The sequence below is a fragment of the Paenibacillus luteus genome (assembly GCF_006542765.1).
Classification (GTDB): Bacteria; Bacillota; Bacilli; order Paenibacillales; family Paenibacillaceae; genus Pristimantibacillus; species Pristimantibacillus luteus.
Genome location: NZ_SKCD01000009.1, coordinates 14,911 through 35,992 on the forward strand (window position 1 = coordinate 14,911; position 21,082 = coordinate 35,992).

At 47.5% G+C, this 21,082-nt stretch carries 16 protein-coding genes; 8 read left to right on the forward strand and 8 right to left on the reverse strand.

All coding sequences use genetic code 11. From position 1 onward, the window contains the following. From E0496_RS06575 to E0496_RS06590, 4 genes are all read right to left on the reverse strand, one after another. A partial coding sequence (locus tag E0496_RS06575; protein WP_141500837.1) for a fibronectin type III domain-containing protein occupies positions 1 to 2,693 on the reverse strand: 2,693 nt, incomplete at its 3' end. A gap of 40 nt (positions 2,694 to 2,733) precedes the next feature. Continuing rightward, entirely contained in the window at positions 2,734 to 5,145 is a 2,412-nt protein-coding gene (locus tag E0496_RS06580) for an autotransporter outer membrane beta-barrel domain-containing protein (protein ID WP_141500838.1), read from the reverse strand. Between the two features lie 212 nt (positions 5,146 to 5,357). Then, entirely contained in the window at positions 5,358 to 6,251 is an 894-nt protein-coding gene (locus E0496_RS06585; protein WP_141500839.1) for a LysR family transcriptional regulator, read from the reverse strand. A 311-nt stretch (positions 6,252 to 6,562) separates the two neighbouring features. Further along, complete coding sequence (locus E0496_RS06590) at positions 6,563 to 7,309, reverse strand: glycoside hydrolase family 16 protein (protein WP_141500840.1); 747 nt, start codon at positions 7,307 to 7,309, stop codon at positions 6,563 to 6,565. Between the two features lie 147 nt (positions 7,310 to 7,456). On the opposite strand from E0496_RS06590, the gene E0496_RS06595 reads away from it, so the two are divergent. The 8 genes from E0496_RS06595 to E0496_RS06630 all read left to right on the forward strand — a co-directional run bounded on the left by E0496_RS06595 (position 7,457) and on the right by E0496_RS06630 (position 18,823). Beyond that, the gene (locus E0496_RS06595; RefSeq protein WP_141500841.1) at positions 7,457 to 8,377 is read left to right on the forward strand and encodes an ABC transporter permease; all 921 of its coding nucleotides are present in this window, start codon (positions 7,457 to 7,459) and stop codon (positions 8,375 to 8,377) included. Positions 8,378 to 8,395: 18 nt separating this feature from the next. Next, entirely contained in the window at positions 8,396 to 9,280 is an 885-nt protein-coding gene (locus E0496_RS06600; RefSeq protein ID WP_141500842.1) for a carbohydrate ABC transporter permease, read from the forward strand. Between the two features lie 80 nt (positions 9,281 to 9,360). Beyond that, the gene (locus tag E0496_RS06605) at positions 9,361 to 11,025 is read left to right on the forward strand and encodes an extracellular solute-binding protein (RefSeq protein ID WP_141500843.1); all 1,665 of its coding nucleotides are present in this window, start codon (positions 9,361 to 9,363) and stop codon (positions 11,023 to 11,025) included. 144 nt (positions 11,026 to 11,169) lie between these two features. After that, positions 11,170 to 13,008: a sensor histidine kinase gene (locus tag E0496_RS06610; RefSeq protein WP_161601330.1), complete on the forward strand. Its 1,839-nt coding sequence runs from the start codon at positions 11,170 to 11,172 to the stop codon at positions 13,006 to 13,008. A 3-nt stretch (positions 13,009 to 13,011) separates the two neighbouring features. Then, the gene (locus E0496_RS06615) at positions 13,012 to 14,583 is read left to right on the forward strand and encodes a response regulator transcription factor (protein ID WP_141500845.1); all 1,572 of its coding nucleotides are present in this window, start codon (positions 13,012 to 13,014) and stop codon (positions 14,581 to 14,583) included. Positions 14,584 to 14,870: 287 nt separating this feature from the next. Next, positions 14,871 to 17,498 carry a family 16 glycosylhydrolase gene (locus E0496_RS06620; protein WP_141500846.1) on the forward strand — a complete coding sequence of 876 codons (2,628 nt, stop codon included), beginning with the start codon at positions 14,871 to 14,873 and terminating at the stop codon, positions 17,496 to 17,498. 283 nt (positions 17,499 to 17,781) lie between these two features. Then, positions 17,782 to 18,234, forward strand: coding sequence for a hypothetical protein (locus E0496_RS06625; RefSeq protein WP_241674618.1), 453 nt, complete (start codon positions 17,782 to 17,784; stop codon positions 18,232 to 18,234). Between the two features lie 40 nt (positions 18,235 to 18,274). Then, entirely contained in the window at positions 18,275 to 18,823 is a 549-nt protein-coding gene (locus E0496_RS06630; RefSeq protein ID WP_241674619.1) for a pentapeptide repeat-containing protein, read from the forward strand. Positions 18,824 to 18,873: 50 nt separating this feature from the next. Here the strand turns inward: E0496_RS06630 and E0496_RS06635 are convergent, their stop codons facing one another. The 4 genes from E0496_RS06635 to E0496_RS06650 form a co-directional block, all read right to left on the reverse strand. Continuing rightward, complete coding sequence (locus E0496_RS06635) at positions 18,874 to 19,086, reverse strand: hypothetical protein (protein WP_175598021.1); 213 nt, start codon at positions 19,084 to 19,086, stop codon at positions 18,874 to 18,876. Between the two features lie 95 nt (positions 19,087 to 19,181). Beyond that, positions 19,182 to 19,775, reverse strand: coding sequence for a hypothetical protein (locus tag E0496_RS06640; protein ID WP_141500848.1), 594 nt, complete (start codon positions 19,773 to 19,775; stop codon positions 19,182 to 19,184). A 12-nt stretch (positions 19,776 to 19,787) separates the two neighbouring features. Continuing rightward, entirely contained in the window at positions 19,788 to 20,399 is a 612-nt protein-coding gene (locus E0496_RS06645) for a DUF4304 domain-containing protein (RefSeq protein ID WP_141500849.1), read from the reverse strand. Positions 20,400 to 20,596: 197 nt separating this feature from the next. After that, on the reverse strand, positions 20,597 to 21,061 hold the full coding sequence (locus E0496_RS06650; protein ID WP_141500934.1) for a phage tail protein: 465 nt from the start codon (positions 21,059 to 21,061) through the stop codon (positions 20,597 to 20,599). Between the last annotated feature and the right edge of the window lie 21 nt (positions 21,062 to 21,082).

Here is a 21,082-nt window from a genome sequence, read left to right on the forward strand (position 1 = left end):
TCTACTTGACCATTTCCAGCCGTCGCCGCTGCACCTGTCGGCTTGCTTGGCACATGGGCCGGCGTTGCCTCTTCCGTCGGATCGGATGCCAGCGAATCTCCAATGGCATTGGTCGCAACCACCGTAAAGGTGTAGGCTGTTCCATTCTCTAGTCCCGTTACCGTAATTGGGCTAGACGTTCCCGTCGCCGTCTTAACCGCTTCGCCGCCATTCCATACCGTTACCGTATAGCCGCTGATTGGTCTTCCGTTGGATGCTGGCTCATTAAAACCAACCTCCGCTTGACTGTCTCCAATCGTCGCCGCCACGCCAGATACCTTGCTTGGCACACGAGCTGGCGTTACTTCTTCCGTAGGATCAGACGCTAGCGAATTCCCAATTGCATTAGTCGCAACCACCGTGAAGGTGTACGCCGTTCCATTCTCTAGTCCCGTTACCGTGATTGGGCTAGACGTTCCCGTCGCCGTCTTAGCTGCTGCGCCGCCAGTCCACGCCGTAACGGTATAGCCGCTGATTGGTCTTCCATTAGATGCTGGCTCATTAAAACCAACCTCCACTTGACCGTCTCCAATCGTCACCGCCACGCCAAATACCTTGCTTGGCACAGTGGCCGGCGTTACCTCTTCAGACGGATTGGATGCCGTTGAATCACCAGTCGCATTGGTTGCAACTACTGTAAAGGAATAGGCCGTTCCATTCTCTAATCCTATTACCGTAATTGGGCTGGACGTTCCTGTCGCGGTCTTGACCGCTTCTCCGCCATTCCATGCCGTTACCGTATAGGCTGTGTTGACGCTTCCGTCTGGAGCATCTGGCTTCTCGAAGCTGATCACTGCCTCTCCATTGCCCGGCACTGCACTAACCTGAACAGGGGCAAGTGGATGAAGCGGAACAACCTCTACAATATGGCTTGTAATGGCTGATGATTGCTTTGCTGTCGCATTTTGCGCTACAGCAGCAGTCAATGTTGCTGTGCCCAGCTTATGCGCCTTCAATGCACCAGTCACTGGATCAATAGAAATAATGCTCTCGTCTGAGCTCCTGAATACAACATTGTCGTTGCCTGCGCTTAATTCTACAGCTATCGTTGCTTCCTCCCCGAAGCTGTACTTCTCCTTCGCATTCGTGAAGCTTACCGTTCTCTTCAGCCAATCTGCGGTCAGCGAAGCGGATAAACTGCCCGTATTACCCGCTTCGAGTTTCGAGGCTTCGGAGGTAAGAGCAACAAATTTGGCTCTGTATAGATCGCCAGACGCTGCCGTAATTGTGAGCTGAGACGGATTGCTAGAATTGTTCACAAGAGCCGTCGGATTGGCGCCCGCTCCCTTAAACCATTCAACCGTGTAATCCGTACCATACACAAGCGGATAACCGCCTTTGTTCACTACCGAACCCAAGTTGTTAACAGAAAGGACAACCGGAGTGCCGTAATAAAAATGAGCGTCTCCTCCCACATCTGCTTGAACTGAAATCGTCGGGGACGTATTTAGTTCACGAGATACCGTTGCATTACTATTCGGATAATTTGTCGTCGACGCCGTTGTTATTACATGTCCATAGTAGGTTTTCCCTGTCGTTTTTAACGTAATATCGATTGGTAACGTACCGGTAGGCAGGAACAGGTATACCGTTCCGCTGCTCAATATGGACGTATTCAATGTTTGGTCTCCGTATTGGACTGCTACAGCCGTACCATTGGCAGGAGGGGTGGAGGTGTCCACCTTGATCGCCGTTGCATACACCGTTTGACCGTCCTTGTTCAATGCCTGCCGGCCATTAAGAAGATTAATGTTGTTAGTAAACAGGTTGCCGCCGTTGATTATTACGGTCGTCTTCTGCACATTATCTGCCCTGTTGGCGGTAGAAGCGTAGCCGGTTCCAATTACATCATAAGCATAGCTGGATGTATTAGAAGGTACCTTGGCTGTTATCGTACCGCCATTAATGGTGACACGTGTCGTCTTTGCAGGGTAGGAAGAGGATACATCACCTCCACCTATAGCCGCCGCTGTACCATTGTAAGACTCCGCCGTTATTACGCCTCCATTAATGACAATATTTCCGCCGGCGCCTCCCTTTCCTCCACCAATTGCGGCGGCTGCGCTAGCCGCTCTAAAGTTTGCTGTTATCGTACCGCTATTAATCGTAATGCTGCCTGCAGTCTCCGAGATGTTGCCGCCAATCGCAGCCGCGCCGCTATAGCTGCTGGCTGTTAACGAATGGCTATCCTTGCCGTCAATTGAATCAATAATCAGCTCCGTTCCCTCTGGCACGCTAATAGGTGCCTTTTGGGTTGCACCGTTATATGACGATACGACATTCGTACCATTTAGCGTCAAATACACCTTTGTACCGCTGCCTTCGATTGAAATCGTCGGAATAGATACATAAGCAGAGGTTGTTTTGGTAATAGAGGCATTCTCCAGCGTCACATGCTGCTCTACGCCGCCTCTAATAGCCACTACGTTGGCAGTTGAGGAACCCGTAATAATATAGCCGTTTGCATTGTAGACAGCATTTGCACCGCTTGGCGTTTTCCCCGTAACGGTGCCATTGCCGATTGTAATACCGCCCTTGGAAATATCAAGCGTCGTCTTCAACTCATCTGCAGACGCATTCGGGATCACCGCCGTGAACAAATTCGTAACAATGGCAGCCACAAGCCCCAGCCGCAGCCAACTTCCCTTTTTCATTGCGCAAACTCCTCTCTTGTTGATTGGATTGTGTCTTGCTTTATTCGACCAGGCTAGCGTTAATAGAGATGCGGATGTTGCTCGTAATCGTATTGAGGCTTAATAGTCCCGTTTCGCTGTTATAGGTATAGTTAGCATATTTCACTTGAATATCGCCATCTTGAATTGTATAGCCATCTTTTGCATGCACATATAATTGCGCACTGCCTCCAGCTATAACATCTACAGCGCCTGTCTCCCACACAACGGAGTCGGACTCGATTGGCGTTACTGTCCATTGTGCCGTTTGAACCCATACAAGGTAACGATAGTCTGACGCCAATGTATACACGTCGCCATTGTAAGAAGCTTTGTAACGAATGCTGTACAGGCTAGGCTCTAGATTCTCAATGACATTACCTGTTACCGAATAGATTTGCTGATCGTTCCCGATTGTCGGAATCCATTTAATATATTCTTGTGATTCATTTACGCCAAAAATCTTTCCGTTATTCGTTCCCGTCTTCGCTGCAATTGTCGTAAAACCAGACGGCTTCACCGGCTTCACTACGGTAAAGTTTTTGTAGTAGCTGGCACCTTGGTAAGAAATTCCGTTTGCTTTTCCTCCATCGTAAGCAATACGGATTGAGTGCTCGCCTGGTAGAAGAGCGCTAAAGGTAAAGCTAATAATGCCTGCTTTGTCTCCTGTGCCCGTTACTCTCGAATAAAAGTTTTTTGAGCCGTCCTGATAGAACCGTACTGTAGCACCCTCAATTGGCGTGCTCTGTCCGTCATCTGAGGTCAGCTTCAACGTATACGTAATTGCACCCGCTGTTGGGTCCGGCTGCTTTGTGAACTCCGCCTCGGAAGTAACGCTTAGCTTGGCAGGCACGCTTGGAACCGATATGCCGCCTTCCTTAGGACCAAGGGATGTCTTGCCAGCAGAGAATGATGAGGAACCAATTACCTTGCCACCAGACACTGCTACAAATTTAGCTTTGTATGAATCACCCTGTAGAGGAGTAACCGTCAATTTGGCTTCGTCTTCTAAATCTCCAGCGATTGGCGTTGAGCCTTTATACCACTGGACAACAAAATCAGTGCCCGCTTGCAGCGCATAGCCGCCGAAATTAACAACTTCATTGTAATTGGAAACCGTGAGCACGCTTGTTTTACCTTCGTTTAATTCTTTATCCTCGAAATCACCGTTCTCAATGGATAGAACAGGCGCATTCTTAATCGTGCGTGAAGCAATACCGGCAACAAACGAGCTGCTGGTCGTACCTTCTCCCGCATTTACAGTTCCGTAGTATGTCTCCCCTGTATCTCCGCGCGTAATGGCTACGTCATGGGAGCCTGCCGATAAGAACAAATAGACATACCCGCCGTTTACTGTATTCGTCTGAACACTATTGCCCTCGTACTGTAAATCAACCGCTGTGCCGTTTGCCGGGGCGTCCTCTAGCTTAACACCCGCTGCATACAGCTGCTGACCTGCGTCATTGACCGGCTGCCGTTTGTACAGAAGCGCCGTAATATTGCTGCTGTCATTACGACTTATAATGCTGCCTCCATCAATGACAACGGAAGTTGATGCCTGCACCGCTGACGTATATCCGGAGCCGACTTTGCCATAGCCGATGGAGTCGTACACTGCCGCATTTGGAATTTTTGTCGAGACAGTTCCTCCATTAATCGTTACTTCAGTTGTTTTGCCGTTATAGCCGGTCGTGGAATACCCGCCTCCTATAGCAGCAGCATAGCCGCCATACGATTCTGCCGTAACGGCGCCACCATTGATGACGATCGTTCCTCCCGCTCCACCTTGGCCGCCTCCAATTGCTGCCCCATAGTTGCCGCTGCGGACAAACTTAGCAATAATCGTACCTTCATCAATAGAAATTGCGCCGGATGCAGCAGCTTCATTGCCTCCGATTGCCGCCGCGTAACCGCCGTACCCATTAGCAGTCAAAGAATGGCTGTTGCTTCCGTCCACCGTACCAATTGTAAGATTAGTCCCTTCGGCTACGCCAAGCGCAGCCTTTTTCGGATTGCCTGAGGTGAGTACGTTTGTACCGCTAAGCGTCAAATTTACCGTTGTCCCTACAGTTTCAATCGAAACAGGAGACACTCCACTATAACTGGTGCTAATTTTAATGTTTTTAAGCTCAATCTCATTTGTACCACCGCTGATTGTAACCGTATTAGCGGTTTCAGAGCTGGAGCTGCTTGTAATGATATAGCCGCTTGCGTTATATCCCGCCGCCACTCCTGCAGTCGTTTTGCCTGTGACGGATCCATTGCCGATCTTAATGCTTCCCTTTGAAAGATCAAGCGTCGTCTTCGACGCTTGCGCCGACGTGTAGGACGCCGGAGTAGTTAGGGAAAGAAGCAGCGCGATAACACCGACGAGCGTCACCAGCTTAAAGCCTCCGCTCTTGAGAGCTGGTCGCAATTTTGTTAGTTGATACATAATCATCATCCTCCTATTTAATATTCATATATTCCTATGTATTTAGTCGGATTTATAAAAAAAAAATTTGTCACCCGACGCCACTCCATGCTTATTCGCTTATCTCCGCAGCCTATTAATCGATACGGCAGCGACTTCCATGGAAAAGGATACAATATGCTCCTAACATTATCACCCTTGGTAGAGTACGTCCAATAAGCATTTAAATCCAATCAATAGAACCGTTCTATCAATTTCAGTTCTTTATTAATCTCTAAAACCGCCTCAAATATGGAAGAATCGCCTTCTTTCAGCATAATAAGATTGGTTACCAGCGACAATTCGGACAATGAAGGAATCGTAACGGGTATGAGCAGGCCGTCCTTTACCTCCCGTCTAATGCACAGCATTGGCAAAAAGCTAATACCTTGACGCTCAAGCACAAGCTTTTTTGCCGTTTCCATATTGTCGATATGATAGTCGATAATTGGCGGCTGGCTTAACGTTTCGAATAAACGATGAATTTTGGTCCAATTAAGCGAACCGCATTCATAGAAGACGAGTGGCTCCGTTTCCAGTGCTTCGATTGATAACGGCGGCTCCTCCAAAAAGGAGTGTCCCTGATAGACGCATAGTTTAATAGGATCCTCAATAAACTTTACAGATTCCAATGCGGGATGAGAAACACTCCGCACAAAACCAAGATCAATCTCCTTGTTTAACACCTTCTCTATAATAGAATCGCTGTTGTCCGTAATAATGCGAATCTGAAAATTAGGAAAACGCTCCTTTAGCTTAGGCATAACATGTGGCACTACATAATGGGAAATTGTCTCCGTGCAGCCAAGCCGCAGCGTTTTTACCTCCGTTGTTTTGCCGGACATGAGCTGCTCCGCTCTTTTGAAGGACTTGAGAGTCTGCTGCGCATGGGGCAAAAATATTTCTCCTTTCTGAGTCAATGAGAAACGTTTGCCCTCCCTGACAAGCAGCTCGACGCCGAGCTCCTTCTCCAGCGTCCGGATTCGTGATGATATAGACGGTTGCGTCAAAAACAGCGCATCCGCTGCCTTACGAAAGCTATTGAAATGCACCACATACACAAAAGCTTCAATGTTTTCAAGGTTCATCTCTCCCGTCACCTCCTTAAATGGTATGGATAGTCTGCCGACAAAAGTCGGATGAGACTTAATACCTGCCTTCCGTTAGCCTATCTGAATATATCATACTATTATACTATGTTTTGTCAGAATTAATACTAGAAAATTACTGTTTGCCTGTTATGCCTATATCCGTCAATTGTCATGATTCAAAAACAAAAAAGCGAAAATAGAGCATCCCCATAACAGGTATGCCCTATTTCGCCTGACTTTGCAGTTTTATTTCTGCTTATTCTACTTCCTTCTTACTTCCCCCCAAGATGACTCCAAGCAGCTAATTTTCAACCTTCGTACAGCCATATGCCTGAAACCGTCATGACCGCTGGCAGCGCTGTTTTATCCACCGCCACATTGTCATACCAGCCGCCCACGGCAAGGTTAAGCACCAAATAAAAAGGCTCATCAAACGGCATAACGCCCGGCTCAATAGGTCGCTCGGCAAAGCAATGCCCGTCTACTAGCCACCTTATAGAGCTATCGTTCCATTCCAGTGAATAATCACGAAACTTGTTAATGGTTCCGTGTTCAAGCTGGTAGGAAAACTCATCGATAACCTTATGGTCCCAATCCTTCCCGTAGTGCAGCGTCCCGGATACTTGCCTCGGCAAACGGCCTTTCGCCTCCATAATGTCAATCTCGCCAGAGGCAGGCCAAGGACCGTAGGCCTGATGCTGTGGGAGCAGCCAAATGGCTGGCCATAGCCCTTGTCCTACCGGCAGCTTTGCGCGAACGACAAGCTTTCCGTAGCAAAAGGAGAAATGGTCTCTCGTATCTATACGTGCCGAGGTGTACGCAAATGGCCGACCGTCTTTTTCAATGGATTCACGTCGCGCGCATAGGTTTAACCCAAATTCATCGATATATAGATTGTTAGCATGTCCGGTATAAAACTGGTGTTCCCCGTTGCCCCAGCCCGGGTCTATTGGGTTGCCATCGTTATCAAGCAAATCGTTGCCAAGTCGAATATTCCATGCGCTCAAATCGGTATGACCATTTAAAAAATCCTGCTCCCATAAAAGCTTGCTCATCCCTTGCACACTCCCTTCATTTATTCACAGCATACTTAATTTTGACGGCCAGTCAAACAAATCCAAAAAAATGGGATAGGGTCAAAAATCATGGCCTTTTTTTCCTAGGCCTATTTTCATACGATGAAAAGGAAGGGGGCGCAGAACATGTTTCAATACAGGACAGGACAAATAAAGACGTTTTTTAGACAGTGGCAATTGCAAAGCATGGTAATACCAGGAATTATATGGATGTTTATCTTTTGTTATATTCCGATGTTTTGGCTGATTATTGCATTTATGGACTTCAGTATTGCCAAGCCCATGCTGCAATCACCCTTTGTGGGACTGAAACACTTTCAGGATTTCATTACGGATGACCGTTTTTGGCGCTCGATTCGCAATACTCTAGGGATGAGCAGCATCAAGCTGCTTTTAGGCTTTCCCATTCCCATTTTTTTCGCCCTGATGCTGAATGAAATACGGACGATTCGTTTTAAGCGAACGGTACAGACCATCTCGTACCTGCCTCACTTTATTGCATGGACCATTTTTGGCGGCATTATGCTCAATTGGCTGGGCGAGGGCGGTGTAATCAACCAATTGATGATGGCGCTCGGACTGCAGGATCGCGAAATTCTGTTTAATAGCGACGCTAAATACTTTTGGTGGATTACCTATTTCTCCGATACGCTGAAGGAAACGGGCTGGAGTGCCATTATCTACATCGCTGCAATCGCTGGCATTGATCCGGGTCTATACGAGGCAGCCGAACTTGATGGCGCTAACCGCTGGCAGCGGATGTGGCATATTACCATTCAGAGCATACGTCCCACCATCGCCATTTTGTTCATCCTCGCCGTCAGCGGAATACTCGGCAGCAACTTTGAACAAATCTTTATGCTGAAAAACAATATGAACATGAAGATGGCGGAAAGCCTCGATTTGTATATCTATAACATGGGCTTGGTCTCGGGGCGCCATTCCTTCTCAACGGCCGTCTTGTTCGTTCGCTCCATCGTGGCGCTGGGACTCTTATTTTTGGCCAATTACACATCCAAGAAATTAACTGGCGACAGCATCTTTTAAGAAAGGGAGGACCGATCTATGGAAAGAAGCAGAAAATTTCGGCGAATTGGCGTATTTGAGGTATTCAATGCGCTGCTGATGCTGGCAGTTTGCTTTCTGACGCTGTACCCCATGTGGTTTGTATTTATAAATTCGCTTAATGCTCCGCAGCAGGCCATGCTAGGCACCGTAAACTGGTTTCCAAAGGAGTTTTCACTAGCTAGCTACAGTGTGGTATTTAATGATAAGAGCCTGATGCACGGCTTCTACATTACTACGCTGCGCACGGTGATCGGAACGGTGGCACATGTGTTATTTACTGCTATTGTAGCTTACGGAATGAGCAAGTCCAATTTAATCGGCCGCAAGATTTACCTCAAAATCGCCTTGATTACGATGCTGTTCTCAGGCGGCTTGATCCCTTCCTTTATCCTGATGACAAAGCTTGGCCTTTACGATAACTTCTGGGTATTCATTATTCCGGCCATGTACAATTTTTTCAATATGGTCATTTTCATGAGCTTCTTCCGCACCATTCCCGACAGCTTAGAGGAATCCGCGAAAGTGGACGGGGCCTCGGATTATGGCGTTCTGTTTAGAATTGTATTGCCCAACAGCATGGCCGTACTGGCTACCATATCGCTATTTTCCGCGGTCTATCACTGGAATGATTATTACCAGGGAGTAATCTACATTCGCTCACAGGACCAGCTGCCCATGCAAACCATGCTGTACAAGATCATTGCAGAAAACTCGATGTCCTTCATGCAGCAGCAAGCCATGGCCCAATTCGGCGCAAGACTTCCCGGCAACTCCATCAAATTTGCATCGATGATGGTAGCCACGCTGCCTATTCTCGTGTTCTATCCCTTTATTCAGCGCTATCTGGTCAAAGGCGTAATGATTGGCGCAATTAAAGGGTAAGTGCTGTGCGTTTCTCTAAGCGATCGTTAGCGAGGCGTATGGGACCTATAAAAAAACAGTAAAGAAAGGGTGTTCATGTCATGAAGCACAACCTCATTAAGCTAAGCATGGTAATCGTTCTAGCCATGATCCTGACGCTAGGCCTAGCCGCGTGTACCAAAACGGAGAATAACGAAAATAAGCCGTCCTCGCCGCCTGCGGAAAGTACGCAGCAGCCGCAAACCGAAACAACGCCGAATCCCGAACAGCCTGCTTGGCAGCTGGATACTAGCCCGGTCGAGCTATCTTGGTTCGTAGGCGCATCCTGGTATGGCCACAGCTGGGGAGAAAGCCTGACTTCCAAATATGTAACTGAAAAAACTGGCGTCAACGTCAAACTGGAAGTGCCTTCCGGCGAAGCCAACGAGCATATTACTCTAATGATGACCTCCGGTAAACTGCCCGACTTAATTTCTATGGGCTCTTGGGAAAACGCTGTCAAAAAGCTATGGGAAGGCGATCATGTGTATGCCTTAAACGAATTGGCAGAGCAGTATGATCCCTACTTTTTCAAGGTGGCGGGCGACGGCACATTGAAGTGGTATCGTCAAGAAAATGGCAATACGTATGGCGTTCCGAATGATTCCTACAGCCCTAATCTGATGCATGAAACCGGCATGACGGCCGCCAACCAAACCTTTTTGGTAAGAAAAGATCTGTACGAGGAGATGGGCAAGCCGGATTTAAGCACGCCGGAGGGCTTTCTGAATGCGCTACAACTGCTGAAGGATAAGTATCCCGAGTATAAAGGCCAACCGATTAGCCCCTTCTTTGCACAGGGAAATGTTCCTTATGGAATGAGTGAATACCTGCAAAATCTGCTCGCCGTTCCTCATGAAAAGGATGGTAAAGTTTACGACAGAATTACCAATCCGGATTACCTCGCTTGGCTGAAAACCTTCCGCACGGCTTACGAGCGCGGGCTGATTAATGTAGATTTCCTGGTAGACTCCGATACGCAAGTAGAGGAAAAAACGAACAATGCCCGCTATTTCATGATGATTCGCGAGTGGACGGGAATGACGGCTGTCAATCCAATGCTGGCCGCGAGCGGGAACCCGGATTCATACTATATTGCAGTCGATGGGCCACAGAACAGCAATGGTGATTCCGCTAAGCTGTTCCCTGGCAACATGGATGGCTGGATGGTCACTATGATCAGCAAATCGACGAAAAACCCTGAACGAGCGATCCGCTTTCTGACCTATCTGGCCAGCGAAGAAGGGCAAAGGGATTTATTCCTTGGCAAGGAAGGCGAGACGTGGGAAACGGTGAGCGGCAAGCCTCAGCTGAAGGCTGATATGGCAAAATTGCTTGAAACCGATATCGAGAAGCTGGAAAAAGAATATGGCATTATGGATACCTACTGGATGATGCGAAATCCTGTTATTATCAACCAATGGAGACCGGAGAAAGCTCCTGTCATTAAACAAATGGAGGATTTCGCCAATGGCCAAGCCGATATTGATAGCGGCATTTACAAAGGCCTAGATCCACTTGGCGACTCAGAAGTAGCGGTATCCTGGGCACGAATTTCCCAAAATTGGGAGGAAGTGCTGCCTGAGCTAATTACGGCTAAGGATGAGGCCGCCTTCGATAAAATCTTCGATAATTTTCTTGCCCGCCGCGTAAATTACGGTTTTGACAAGGTAATGGAATATCGCCAAGCCGAATTGGATGTACGAAAAGCTAAAATGGCGGAGTAATTATACCTATACTGTATTTGCTGCCGGCTGCCGTAATGGTGGCCGGTATTTCCGGCTTTGCATGCAACTTTGCCATTAACGCCTAGTTACCTACCAGCCGGTTTGTAATATATGGTATATTACGGAGGTAGGGAGGGCATTGGCATGAAGTATTTGCTGACGAAAATGAGAAAGCTTTACCGTAAAGCCCGCATATCCCAAAAGCTGTTTCTGGCCTTTAGCCTAGTCATTGCGATCCCTGCCATTTTGGTATCCTTTCTATTTATCCGTACGCAGGAGACCCAGCTATACAAGGATGCTATGGCCACCGGCAGCAGCCATGTCGCGCGGCTGAACGAACAGCTGCGCAGCAGAATGGAGATGTTTGAAAACGCTTCCTCAACTGCGCTTACCCAAAAAGCATTTGTCGATTTTATCCACTCTAATATGCGCGGGGATGGCCTCCGTCTCGTGAAATTTAAACAAAATCAATTTGAGCAGATGCATAATATCATTGAAAGCCATGAGATAATTAGTGAGCTCAGCTTTTATGTCGATAACCCGAACCTGTTTGAAATTTGGCCCGAAATTTACCATTACGACAAGTTTTGGCCGCAGGATTACTGGGAGACTCTTCGGGACGAAGGCGGTGCGGCATACCGCTTGTTTGCTTTTAAGGATGGTGAGCATACGCTTGCCTATTATCGGCTGGTACGCCTTCAAGGCCAGCAGAACAAGTTTCCTACCGTTATGGAAATTCGTGCCGAGCACAGCGTGTTTTTCAACGACCTGCTGGAGGAGAGCGGAGGGGATTTCTTTTCGGTCATCATGGACAGAACAAACCCTGCAAATCATGTATACAACCCGCAGCATGTCTTCTCTCAGAACGCCGGGGAAGGACTGAACGATATTCTGGGCAGCATTTACCAGCAGCTGGATATGCTGCAGCAGAATAGCCCTATTAAGGTGCATGTTGGCGACCAAACTTACTATGCTCTATACCGTTACATCGCCCCGCTTAACGCTTATGTGGTGGATATTGCCTCCCATCAGGAACTGATGAAGGGTCCGCGCAGTTGGTATGCTTCTGTAGTCGTCATTGCTTTTTGTGTGCTGCTGCTAATTATGCTTATCGTATCGCATACGACCCGGCGCATTTTCCGCCGATTGGATAGCGTGCTATCTTCCATGCGTCAGGTGCGGAAAGGCCAATTGGATGCAAAAATCGACATTGGCCTAGATGAACACGAAGCTGGCGACGAAATAGATGAGGTAGCTGTCAGCTACAACAAAATGCTGGATGAAATCAAACGGCTGATGACGCAGGTCGTGGATAAGCAGCTCATTGCCAAAAACGCCCAGCTGCATTCGCTCCATTCGCAGATTAATTCTCACTTTTTGTATAATGCGCTGGAATCCATCCGCATGCTGGCAGAGGTTCAGCGCCAGCCCGCGATCGCCGATGCGCTCGTATCGTTAGGCTCGCAGCTGCGCTACAGCATGCAATGGCGCAGCGATACCGTTGCCCTCAGCGAGGAGCTTGCCAACATTGAAAGCTATATTAAATTCATCAACTTCATGGAAGGCGGCAGCATTGTATTGACGGCGGATCTCCCGCAGGAGGTACTTCGCTATGCCATTCCAAAAATGTGCATGCAGCCCATCGTTGAAAATGCGGTTCATCATGCTGCGCCTTTAGGCGGCAGCGTACACATTCAAATGACTGTACGAGTAGAGAATGACAGCCTATTGCTCATTGAAATACGAGATGACGGTGCAGGCGTTGACCCGGAGATGCTGGCTAGCTTGCAGTCTGTGCTGAGCGGCGATTCAGATACGCCAATCGTAACCAGCAAAAACGGGCTGGGCCTCGAAAACGTGCATAAGCGGCTACAGCTTCATTATGGCAAGGGCTGCGGTCTTTCGATCGACAGCGTGCAGGGCGCCTATACCTGTGTAACCTTACGCTTGCCTTGGGAAAATGTGAATCTGGGAGGATGGTAGGGCATGATCAATATTCTGATTGTCGATGATCAAAAGCACATACGCGATGGCCTGCAGGCCATGCTGCGCCAATTTCCACTGCAGCTTGATACCATTTACTGTGCGGCAAACGGCATTGAGGCATTGCACCTATTACGTCAGCATAACATTCAACTGGTCATTACCGATATTATGATGCCGGATATGGACGGGCTGGCGCTTATGGCCCAAACCAAAGAAGAGCAGATTAAAGTGGATTATCTGATAATCAGCGGTTATAGTGACTTTGCCTATGCCCAAAAAGCCATTGGATTGGGTGCAAAAGGCTACCTGCTCAAGCCGGTAAAACGGGAGGACCTGCAAACCGCGGTTGAGCATGTTGGACAGGAGATCAAGGCGCGTCAGGCGCTCTCCCGCAATATGGAACATATGTCCCGCCGCGCCGAGGAGACCGACCGCAAGGAGCTTTGCATGTTTATGCAAGGCGCGGTAAACGATGAGGCATGGATTCACCAGATTCAGCAGCAAAACCCAAAACTATGGCACAATTATCGGCTGGTCCTGCTTCGGGAAGAACTATGGATAAACCAGCCTGGGGCAGACAGCGCCCATAGCATTAAATCTATTGCTTACCGTGTATATGGCAGTCAGGGATATCTATGCCTACAGCACCGGCCATACCTAATTCTTGCAGTTGATGCGGCCATAGATACGAATGTGCTGCCTGCCGCACTCAAGGCAAGCCAGATCGATGCCACAGCAGCTATGACCGGCCCACAGCATGGCCTAAAGGGGCTGCCAAGCAGCTACACACAAGCATTGGAGCTATATCGCCATAGCTACCTTTTTCCGGATAAGCGCTGTATCCTGCCCGTGCAAATTGAGCGTCTGGAACAGCAATGGGAAATTCCTTATGAGGAGCTCTATGCATTATTTCAATTGATCGGCACCAAAAACAGCGGCAAAATCGCCCAAGGGATATCTGCGCTATTCCACAAAAACATCCTGCAGCGCTATCACATAAGGTACACGCAGCAGCTATGCGGCGCGACGGTGCAAATGCTGGAGGAATATGAGCGGGTCATCCGCCCCTACATGGGCGAAGAGGCGCTTGATATTGAATGCTTGCGTAATCTATTCGATTATCCGGGCATTCGTGATTATATTCAGGCGCTCCAGCAACAGCTGCTGAGGCTAAACCAGTTTTACTATGACTATAAATGCAGCTATCGCAAAACGCAGGACTTGAACGAAGCCATCCGTTTTATACACGAATGTTACCATAAGCCGCTGGACCTTGCGATGGTATCCAACCATGTATCGCTGAATTATGCCTATTTTTCAAACCTGTTCAAAAAGAATATCGGCAAAGGCTTCGCAGAATATCTGCGTGATGTACGTCTGGATAAAGCTCGCCGGCTGCTGGCCGAAACCGATCATAAAATTATCGAGGTAGCCACCATGGTGGGATATGAAAGCTACAAGAGCTTTACACGGGCATTTCGGGATGTCATGGATATGCAGCCCACGGAGTACCGCCAGCTCATGCGGCGAAAGCTTGAAAGAGAAGGGAAATTCCAGAATACCGCGCTGTAAATTCGGAAATTAGCCGGCTTGAACAAGCCATTATATTCAAAAGCCAAAAAATTGGGTCAGAACAAAAACAAATGGACCTTTTCAGCTGTTTATTCTATTCGATAGAATAAAGGTACACTCCAATGTAAGCGGTTTCCTTCAAACTCACACCGAACCAAACACCCACAATTAGAAGGGCCCGCTGGTCCGAGCCAACCCGCTTCGGGCTTCACAAGAGACCTATCCGTTTTGGACCACTCTTTGACGTATAGGCTTGGGGGAAACCATTTTATTGAAGGAGGACAATAATGAAAAGTGTTCACAATCCGGAGCAACGGTTTAAGCAAAAGGTCCTGAGCTTGTTCTTGGCGGTAGCGATGATGGCGAGCGTTGGTCTATTGCCATTTTCAAAAATTCAAACCGTCGAGGCAGCAGGCACCACCGTTACCTCCATGGCTTACTTCTCGGCAGCAGACGGGCCGGTCATCTCAAAATCTGGGGTCGGGCAAGCGAGTTACGGTTTTGTCATGCCTGTATTCAACGGAGGTTCCGCTACCTGGAACGATGTTTCCGATGACGTAGGCGTAAATGTGAAGGTGGGCGGCAACTGGGTCAATATTGACAGTGCCAGCGGCTTTGTCTATAACCAAAACTGGGGGCACTGGAGCGATAGCGGCACTTACGGCTATTGGTTCACTCTCTCCGCAACAACGGAAATTCAGCTATTCTCCAAGGCTAATAGCGCCACGCTCAACTACACGCTTGTATTTCAAAATATAAACAAAACAACGATCACTGCTATGGCACCCACGCAAGGGCCGCAGCTTACCGCAGGCTTCACAGGCGGCGTAGGCTTTACCTATCCAACCTTTAACAATAATCCGGCTATTATTTATGAAGCCGTAGCGGATGATTTGAAGGTGTCTGTAAAACCCGTAAACAGCAGCACTTGGATTGATATTAACAATAATGCAGCTAGCGGCTGGATCTATGATAGCAACTTCGGCCAATTCACCGAAGGAGGCGGCGGCTTCTGGTTTACCGTGACGGAGTCGATCAACGTTAAGCTTGAATCGAAGACCTCGTCGGCTAACGTCATTTATACCATAACCTTTAATCAACCCGTAAGAAACTCATTCGTTCTTACTCCTTACGACGGAACAACCTTTACAGCGGACGCGAAAGGCGTCATTGGCATACCTCTGCCTAAAATTGATGGAGGCGCACCCATAGGCACCGAGCTTGGAAAGTTTATCTACCAAATTAACATCAATGGGCAATGGGTAGACATGGCGAATTCCAGCCAGAGCGGATTTTCATACTCGGGCAATGGCTACAATACCATGTCCGATGCCAATCAGTGGGGATATTGGGCCGACTATATCTATGGCCTTTGGTTCCAGCCCGTCCAAGTGAATATGCAAATTCGGATCGGCTACCCATTGAACGGGCAGGCAGGCGGAAGTGTAGGAAGCAATTTCGTGAACTATACCTTTATCGGGAACCCGGATGCTCCCCGTCCGGATGTATCCGATCATGACGATGTGGCAATCGGTACCCCAAGCGATCCAGCCATTGCCGGCATGAATCTGATCTGGCAGGATGAATTTAACGGTACAGCGCTCGATACGAACAAATGGAACTATGAAACCGGCTATTATATCGGTAACGATCCCAACAGCTGGGGCTGGGGCAATGCGGAGCTGGAGCACTATACAAATAGTACGCAAAATGTATTTGTCCAAGATGGAAAGCTGAATATTCGGGCGTTGAACGATCCGAAATCGTTCCCGCAGGATCCAAGCCGGTATGCTCAATACTCCTCAGGCAAAATAAATACCAAAGACCATTTATCCTTCCAGTACGGCAGAGTGGATATTCGCGCTAAGCTGCCAACAGGCAATGGCGTCTGGCCAGCGCTCTGGATGCTTCCAGAAGATTCGGCTTATGGCGCATGGGCAGCATCCGGTGAAATTGATATTATGGAAGCCAAAGGACGCTTGCCAGGCACAACTAGCGGCGCCGTACACTTTGGCGGACAATGGCCAGTGAATCGATATATTGCCGGGGAATACCATTTCTCGGAAGGGCAAACCTTTGCCAATGATTATCATGTGTATACGATAATTTGGGAAGAGGATAACATCAAATGGTACGTGGATGGCGAGTTCTTCTTTAAAGTTTCCCGAAACCAATGGTATTCCGTAGCCGCACCCAACAACCCAAACGCTCCTTTTGATCAGCCTTTCTACATCATTATGAATCTGGCGATCGGCGGGCACTTTGATGGAGGTCTAGCTCCGAGCCCTGCTGATATCCCGGCAACCATGCTGGTGGATTATGTACGGGTGTATAAAGAAAACGGCGGCCAGAATCCTACGAACGTTCCTGTTACCGGCGTGACCTTAAATCAAAGCGCTGCACAGCTGCAAGTAGGACAGAATGTGCAGTTAAACGCCATTGTTGCCCCTTCTAATGCTACGAATAAACAAGTCACTTGGAGCGTCTCAAACACCAGCATCGCTTCCGTAAATCAGAACGGTGTCGTGACGGGGCTCGCCCCAGGCACGGCAACGGTTACGGCTACAACCGCCGACGGCAACAAAACAGCCAGCTCTACCATCACGGTTGTACCCGCGCCATCAACGGTTATCGTCATTGGCGATGCCGTGCGGGGCCTGAAAAAAGCAGGCAATAACTTGACGTTTTACGTAAATGGCGCAACCTTTGCCGATTTGCACTACAAAATAAATAACGGTGCACAGCAAAACGTAGCGATGACTTCGGCAGGGAACGGCAACTATACCTACCCTGTAAACAACCTGCAATCTGGGGATACCGTAGAATACTTCTTCACCTATAATCCAGGACAAGGAGCGCTGGATACCCCATGGCTCACCTATATTCATGGGGTAACCCAAGGAACACCAGAGTAAATCAGGCAGCGCTGGCCAGATAATATCTTTGCTGGACCTGCTTTGGAGGAACACGGGGGACTAGATCATAGGATCTCTAACAGGCGAGGGGAATATTCCCTCGCCTGTCCTATTGTTTTTCCTCCGATTACTTTTTTGTCCATTAATATTAAAAATATGGAAGGAGAATTCGATATTATAAATAGAAGAGTAAAGCCATTCGGCTGCCTATTTTGGAACCGTCCAAATTAACGATTCGCTAAACCGTCTTCTCGCAGATCAACCCTCTGAGGTGAAGGAGGCTGTGTACGGCATCATTCAGTCCAACTTCATTAACGACTTATCCGGTGAAGAAGAACGGGCAGCGTTATTAGAATTGGGGCTTACTCAAGCTCAGTACCTTGCAGACAACTACATGAAAGAGAATGAAGCGGCACAATCTATGGATACGATTAGTCAGATTGGAGACATCTCCAAAACAAGAACCGTAGACCCGGATACTAAAGCAGTTCATTACGAAACGCCGCCGCAAAGGCCTCTTGGCGCTCCAGAAGAATATATTAGCTTAACGGATATGATGCGAAGATTCGAACCCGAAACGCTGGACAAGCTTCAAGGAGCTATTGTGAACGGGAAAGACTGGAATAGCATTTTGCAAACCTTTGCTAAGAAAGCATCAACGAATAAGGATCGGGTGAAGGAATATAGAGAGGAAGAAGCAGCTCGCTGCAAGATGGGACGACGAGCAAATCGCTGATGCGAATCAGGCTTTAGCCGCTGTTACGGGCAAACAAAACTTGCATAAAAAAGATCGATCCTTCCCAACCTCCCCATTCGGCCAGACTGCTGACGGTCTAGAGGATTTTCGGGGCATCGTTCTGACAGAATCGATCCAGTATATGACTGTACAAGGAGTCGATCTTTCTTATGCACAATTTGTGGATGCTTCAAGCCTGAACACTTCCACATTTACCAATTGCTATTTTAACGGGGTTAAGCTGGATAGCCGATATGTGAACCGTGAATTCAGTCGCTGTTCGTTTCGAGGCGCAAAGCTAAATAGTGCCCGAATTGGCAAGCGATTTGAGGATTGCGACTTTACAGGAAGCAATTTAAGCAGGGCCATAGCAAACGACGCAATATTCATCCGATGCTGTTTTTCTGAAGCCAACTTTCGGAGTGCAATGTTTATGTATTGCCGGTTTGAGGATTGCAGCTTTGAAGGAGCTGCTTTTCATAACGGCTCGCTCGCTGGAAGCCGCTTCACGGGAGAAACCGACTTGCTCCCCGCTTGGGGAAATACGATACTGGACAACGTCAATGTGAACGGAGATCGGCTGGCTTAACCCTCAGACTCTAAGACGAAGTAAACTTTAGCCTGATAAACTTGGGGTCTTCAAGGGAAAATGATTTCTCCGTCATTGCTGCTGACATTAAAAAAGCCTACCTGGTGTTTTAAAGCTAATTCCCGCATTATCGTATAGGCTTCCTCCGCAACCGAATAAGCAAAAGCCGCATAGATGACGGCGGAGCCGAGCGAGTAGTCAGTCAACCGATTATCTGTCCCGGCCTCCTCCATCGCTTCAAATATCTCATCTTCTACATTCATATTGGGAAAATGCTCCGACAGCTCCCCAAAGAAGCGCTGCAGCGCCTCCGAGCAGAAGGAAGAATCATTTCAGAAGCTAAAGCAACGAGCCTTTTCTATACGGTGCCTGTGTTTTTAGAATGAAATTCAACCTTCTCAAATTGATCCCTTAAACTTTCTTCATGTGGAACCCACTCTGAATCACTCCATAAAGGTAGCTTTAGGAGTTCCTCCAGCTGATCTACAGCTTGAAATGGAGTCGTCATGCTTATGAGCCTGCTGAAATTTTCTTCGTCAATTTGCAACTCGTCTCGTAAGTAATCATCCTGAAGACGCTCTTCTAGGAGCCCATATTCATCCCTCGTCCACTCTTCACAAAAGATTTTTTCGGCTTTAATTTCGCCACTCTCAAAAACCGACAACTCGAATATTTCCTCATTAATATATCCCGCGGTCATTACCGGCTCCTGAATAATCTCAGATAACCTTTTGCCAACCTTTTTCACTGTTCCCCATACAAAATAATCATGGAGAACACTAATCCAATTCTCATTGCTTTTGCTTAAGTACATAACGATTGGAATCGGCTGAGCCTCGTGATTCGACACGCCTAATACTTCGGAGTGCCCTTCGCTTAGCTCTCTTAATGCTTCCATGGTCTTCTCCAAATTTCCCGACTTAATATGCAAATTTGCGAATGATCTTCCCACAAGTTGCCCTCCTCAAGTTACTTTAAAGTCCACTCCATATTTGTCGAAAATAGCTATGTACTTATTTTCAAAGATAGCCCATCGGTTTTCTGCTCCGTGCTTTTCCTGCAAAGCGTTTAAATAGTGTTTAGCTTTTGTTATATCGTTGGATTGCAGCAGCAAATGAAAGCTCTCTTCGCCCAGATGCAAATATGGACCGGAAACATAGTAATCCACAATGGATCTGGCACTAGTCATCTCATCATAGAAATGAATAACATCATCCAATCTGTTTAACAGCGTTTTTCCCAGTTCTTCCCGATTTGTATCGGGAGTGATTGCAAATCGATCCGGAGCGCCTGGGGCTATTTCTCCGATTCTTGCTCTGAAGTGACATTCCACTTCCTGAGGCGCCGTCAAAATTTCTTTTGATTGAATCTGCGCCAGCTCTTCCGCATATATGCTGCAGTTCACATAAAACATGACATTGTCCGCCGAATTGCCAGAGGACTTTTGGAAATTGATAATATAGATGAGGCCTTCCGTTTTTTTGCTGAAATTCAAACTTTTCTTTGCGAAACCATGCTTGGCTAGAAACGGCTTTACATCCTGCTTAATCAGATCGTTAAAGAGCTGCTGCAACACAATCCCTCCTAGGTAAAATGGCTTTTGCTGCCTCAACCCGGCTTAATCTTTCATCTATTATCTATTTTATAGCAATCGTTTTTCCCGAGTCTACCGACTTTTTACCTGAATATTGGAAATTTTGTCTATCCCAATAGTAAATAGGGCCATCCCGCAGAAGGATCGCCCTGATTTTTTTCTTTGCATATATGCTTGTCTTAATATTCTTTTTTAATTACAAAAAATGAACCTCGAATGGTTCCTGCCAGTTTAGACTTCTGCCTAGCAAACTTAAACTTCTCTTCTAACTCCTTTGGTATCTCCATGCCTTCAGAAAGCTTAAAACCAACGGCCCGCTTCTTAGGGTCATCAACCGTATACATGACGTTAATCGCAAGACCATCCTCATAAAAGACATAAGTGAATTTTATATTTTCCACTTGAAACTGTGACGTTTCTAAAGGCTTGGCCGCAAACTCAATATCACGTTCTTCTTTTAAAATCCGATTCACATAATCTAGAGCTTCCTTGCTTTCGCTAGCTTGTACAACCGTAAATTCATGCTTGTATTTGTTCATAAAGTAACGGGCTTCATTAGCACGTAAACCGGCTAGCGCTTCTACTACAGGTGAAGACTCTAAACCAACCGTAGACACATTTTTAAAATCAACAATGTAGGACATTTCCATCGCTCCTTTCCTCCC

Excerpts from the sequence above, each read along its gene's own strand:
- E0496_RS06580 (WP_141500838.1), bottom strand. The coding sequence starts at position 5,145 with ATGTATCAACTAACAAAATTGCGACCAGCTCTCAAGAGCGGAGGCTTT.
- E0496_RS06585 (WP_141500839.1), bottom strand. The coding sequence starts at position 6,251 with ATGAACCTTGAAAACATTGAAGCTTTTGTGTATGTGGTGCATTTCAAT.
- E0496_RS06590 (WP_141500840.1), bottom strand. The coding sequence starts at position 7,309 with ATGAGCAAGCTTTTATGGGAGCAGGATTTTTTAAATGGTCATACCGAT.
- E0496_RS06595 (WP_141500841.1), top strand. The coding sequence starts at position 7,457 with ATGTTTCAATACAGGACAGGACAAATAAAGACGTTTTTTAGACAGTGG.
- E0496_RS06600 (WP_141500842.1), top strand. The coding sequence starts at position 8,396 with ATGGAAAGAAGCAGAAAATTTCGGCGAATTGGCGTATTTGAGGTATTC.
- E0496_RS06605 (WP_141500843.1), top strand. The coding sequence starts at position 9,361 with ATGAAGCACAACCTCATTAAGCTAAGCATGGTAATCGTTCTAGCCATG.
- E0496_RS06610 (WP_161601330.1), top strand. The coding sequence starts at position 11,170 with ATGAAGTATTTGCTGACGAAAATGAGAAAGCTTTACCGTAAAGCCCGC.
- E0496_RS06615 (WP_141500845.1), top strand. The coding sequence starts at position 13,012 with ATGATCAATATTCTGATTGTCGATGATCAAAAGCACATACGCGATGGC.
- E0496_RS06620 (WP_141500846.1), top strand. The coding sequence starts at position 14,871 with ATGAAAAGTGTTCACAATCCGGAGCAACGGTTTAAGCAAAAGGTCCTG.
- E0496_RS06635 (WP_175598021.1), bottom strand. The coding sequence starts at position 19,086 with ATGAATGTAGAAGATGAGATATTTGAAGCGATGGAGGAGGCCGGGACA.
- E0496_RS06650 (WP_141500934.1), bottom strand. The coding sequence starts at position 21,061 with ATGTCCTACATTGTTGATTTTAAAAATGTGTCTACGGTTGGTTTAGAG.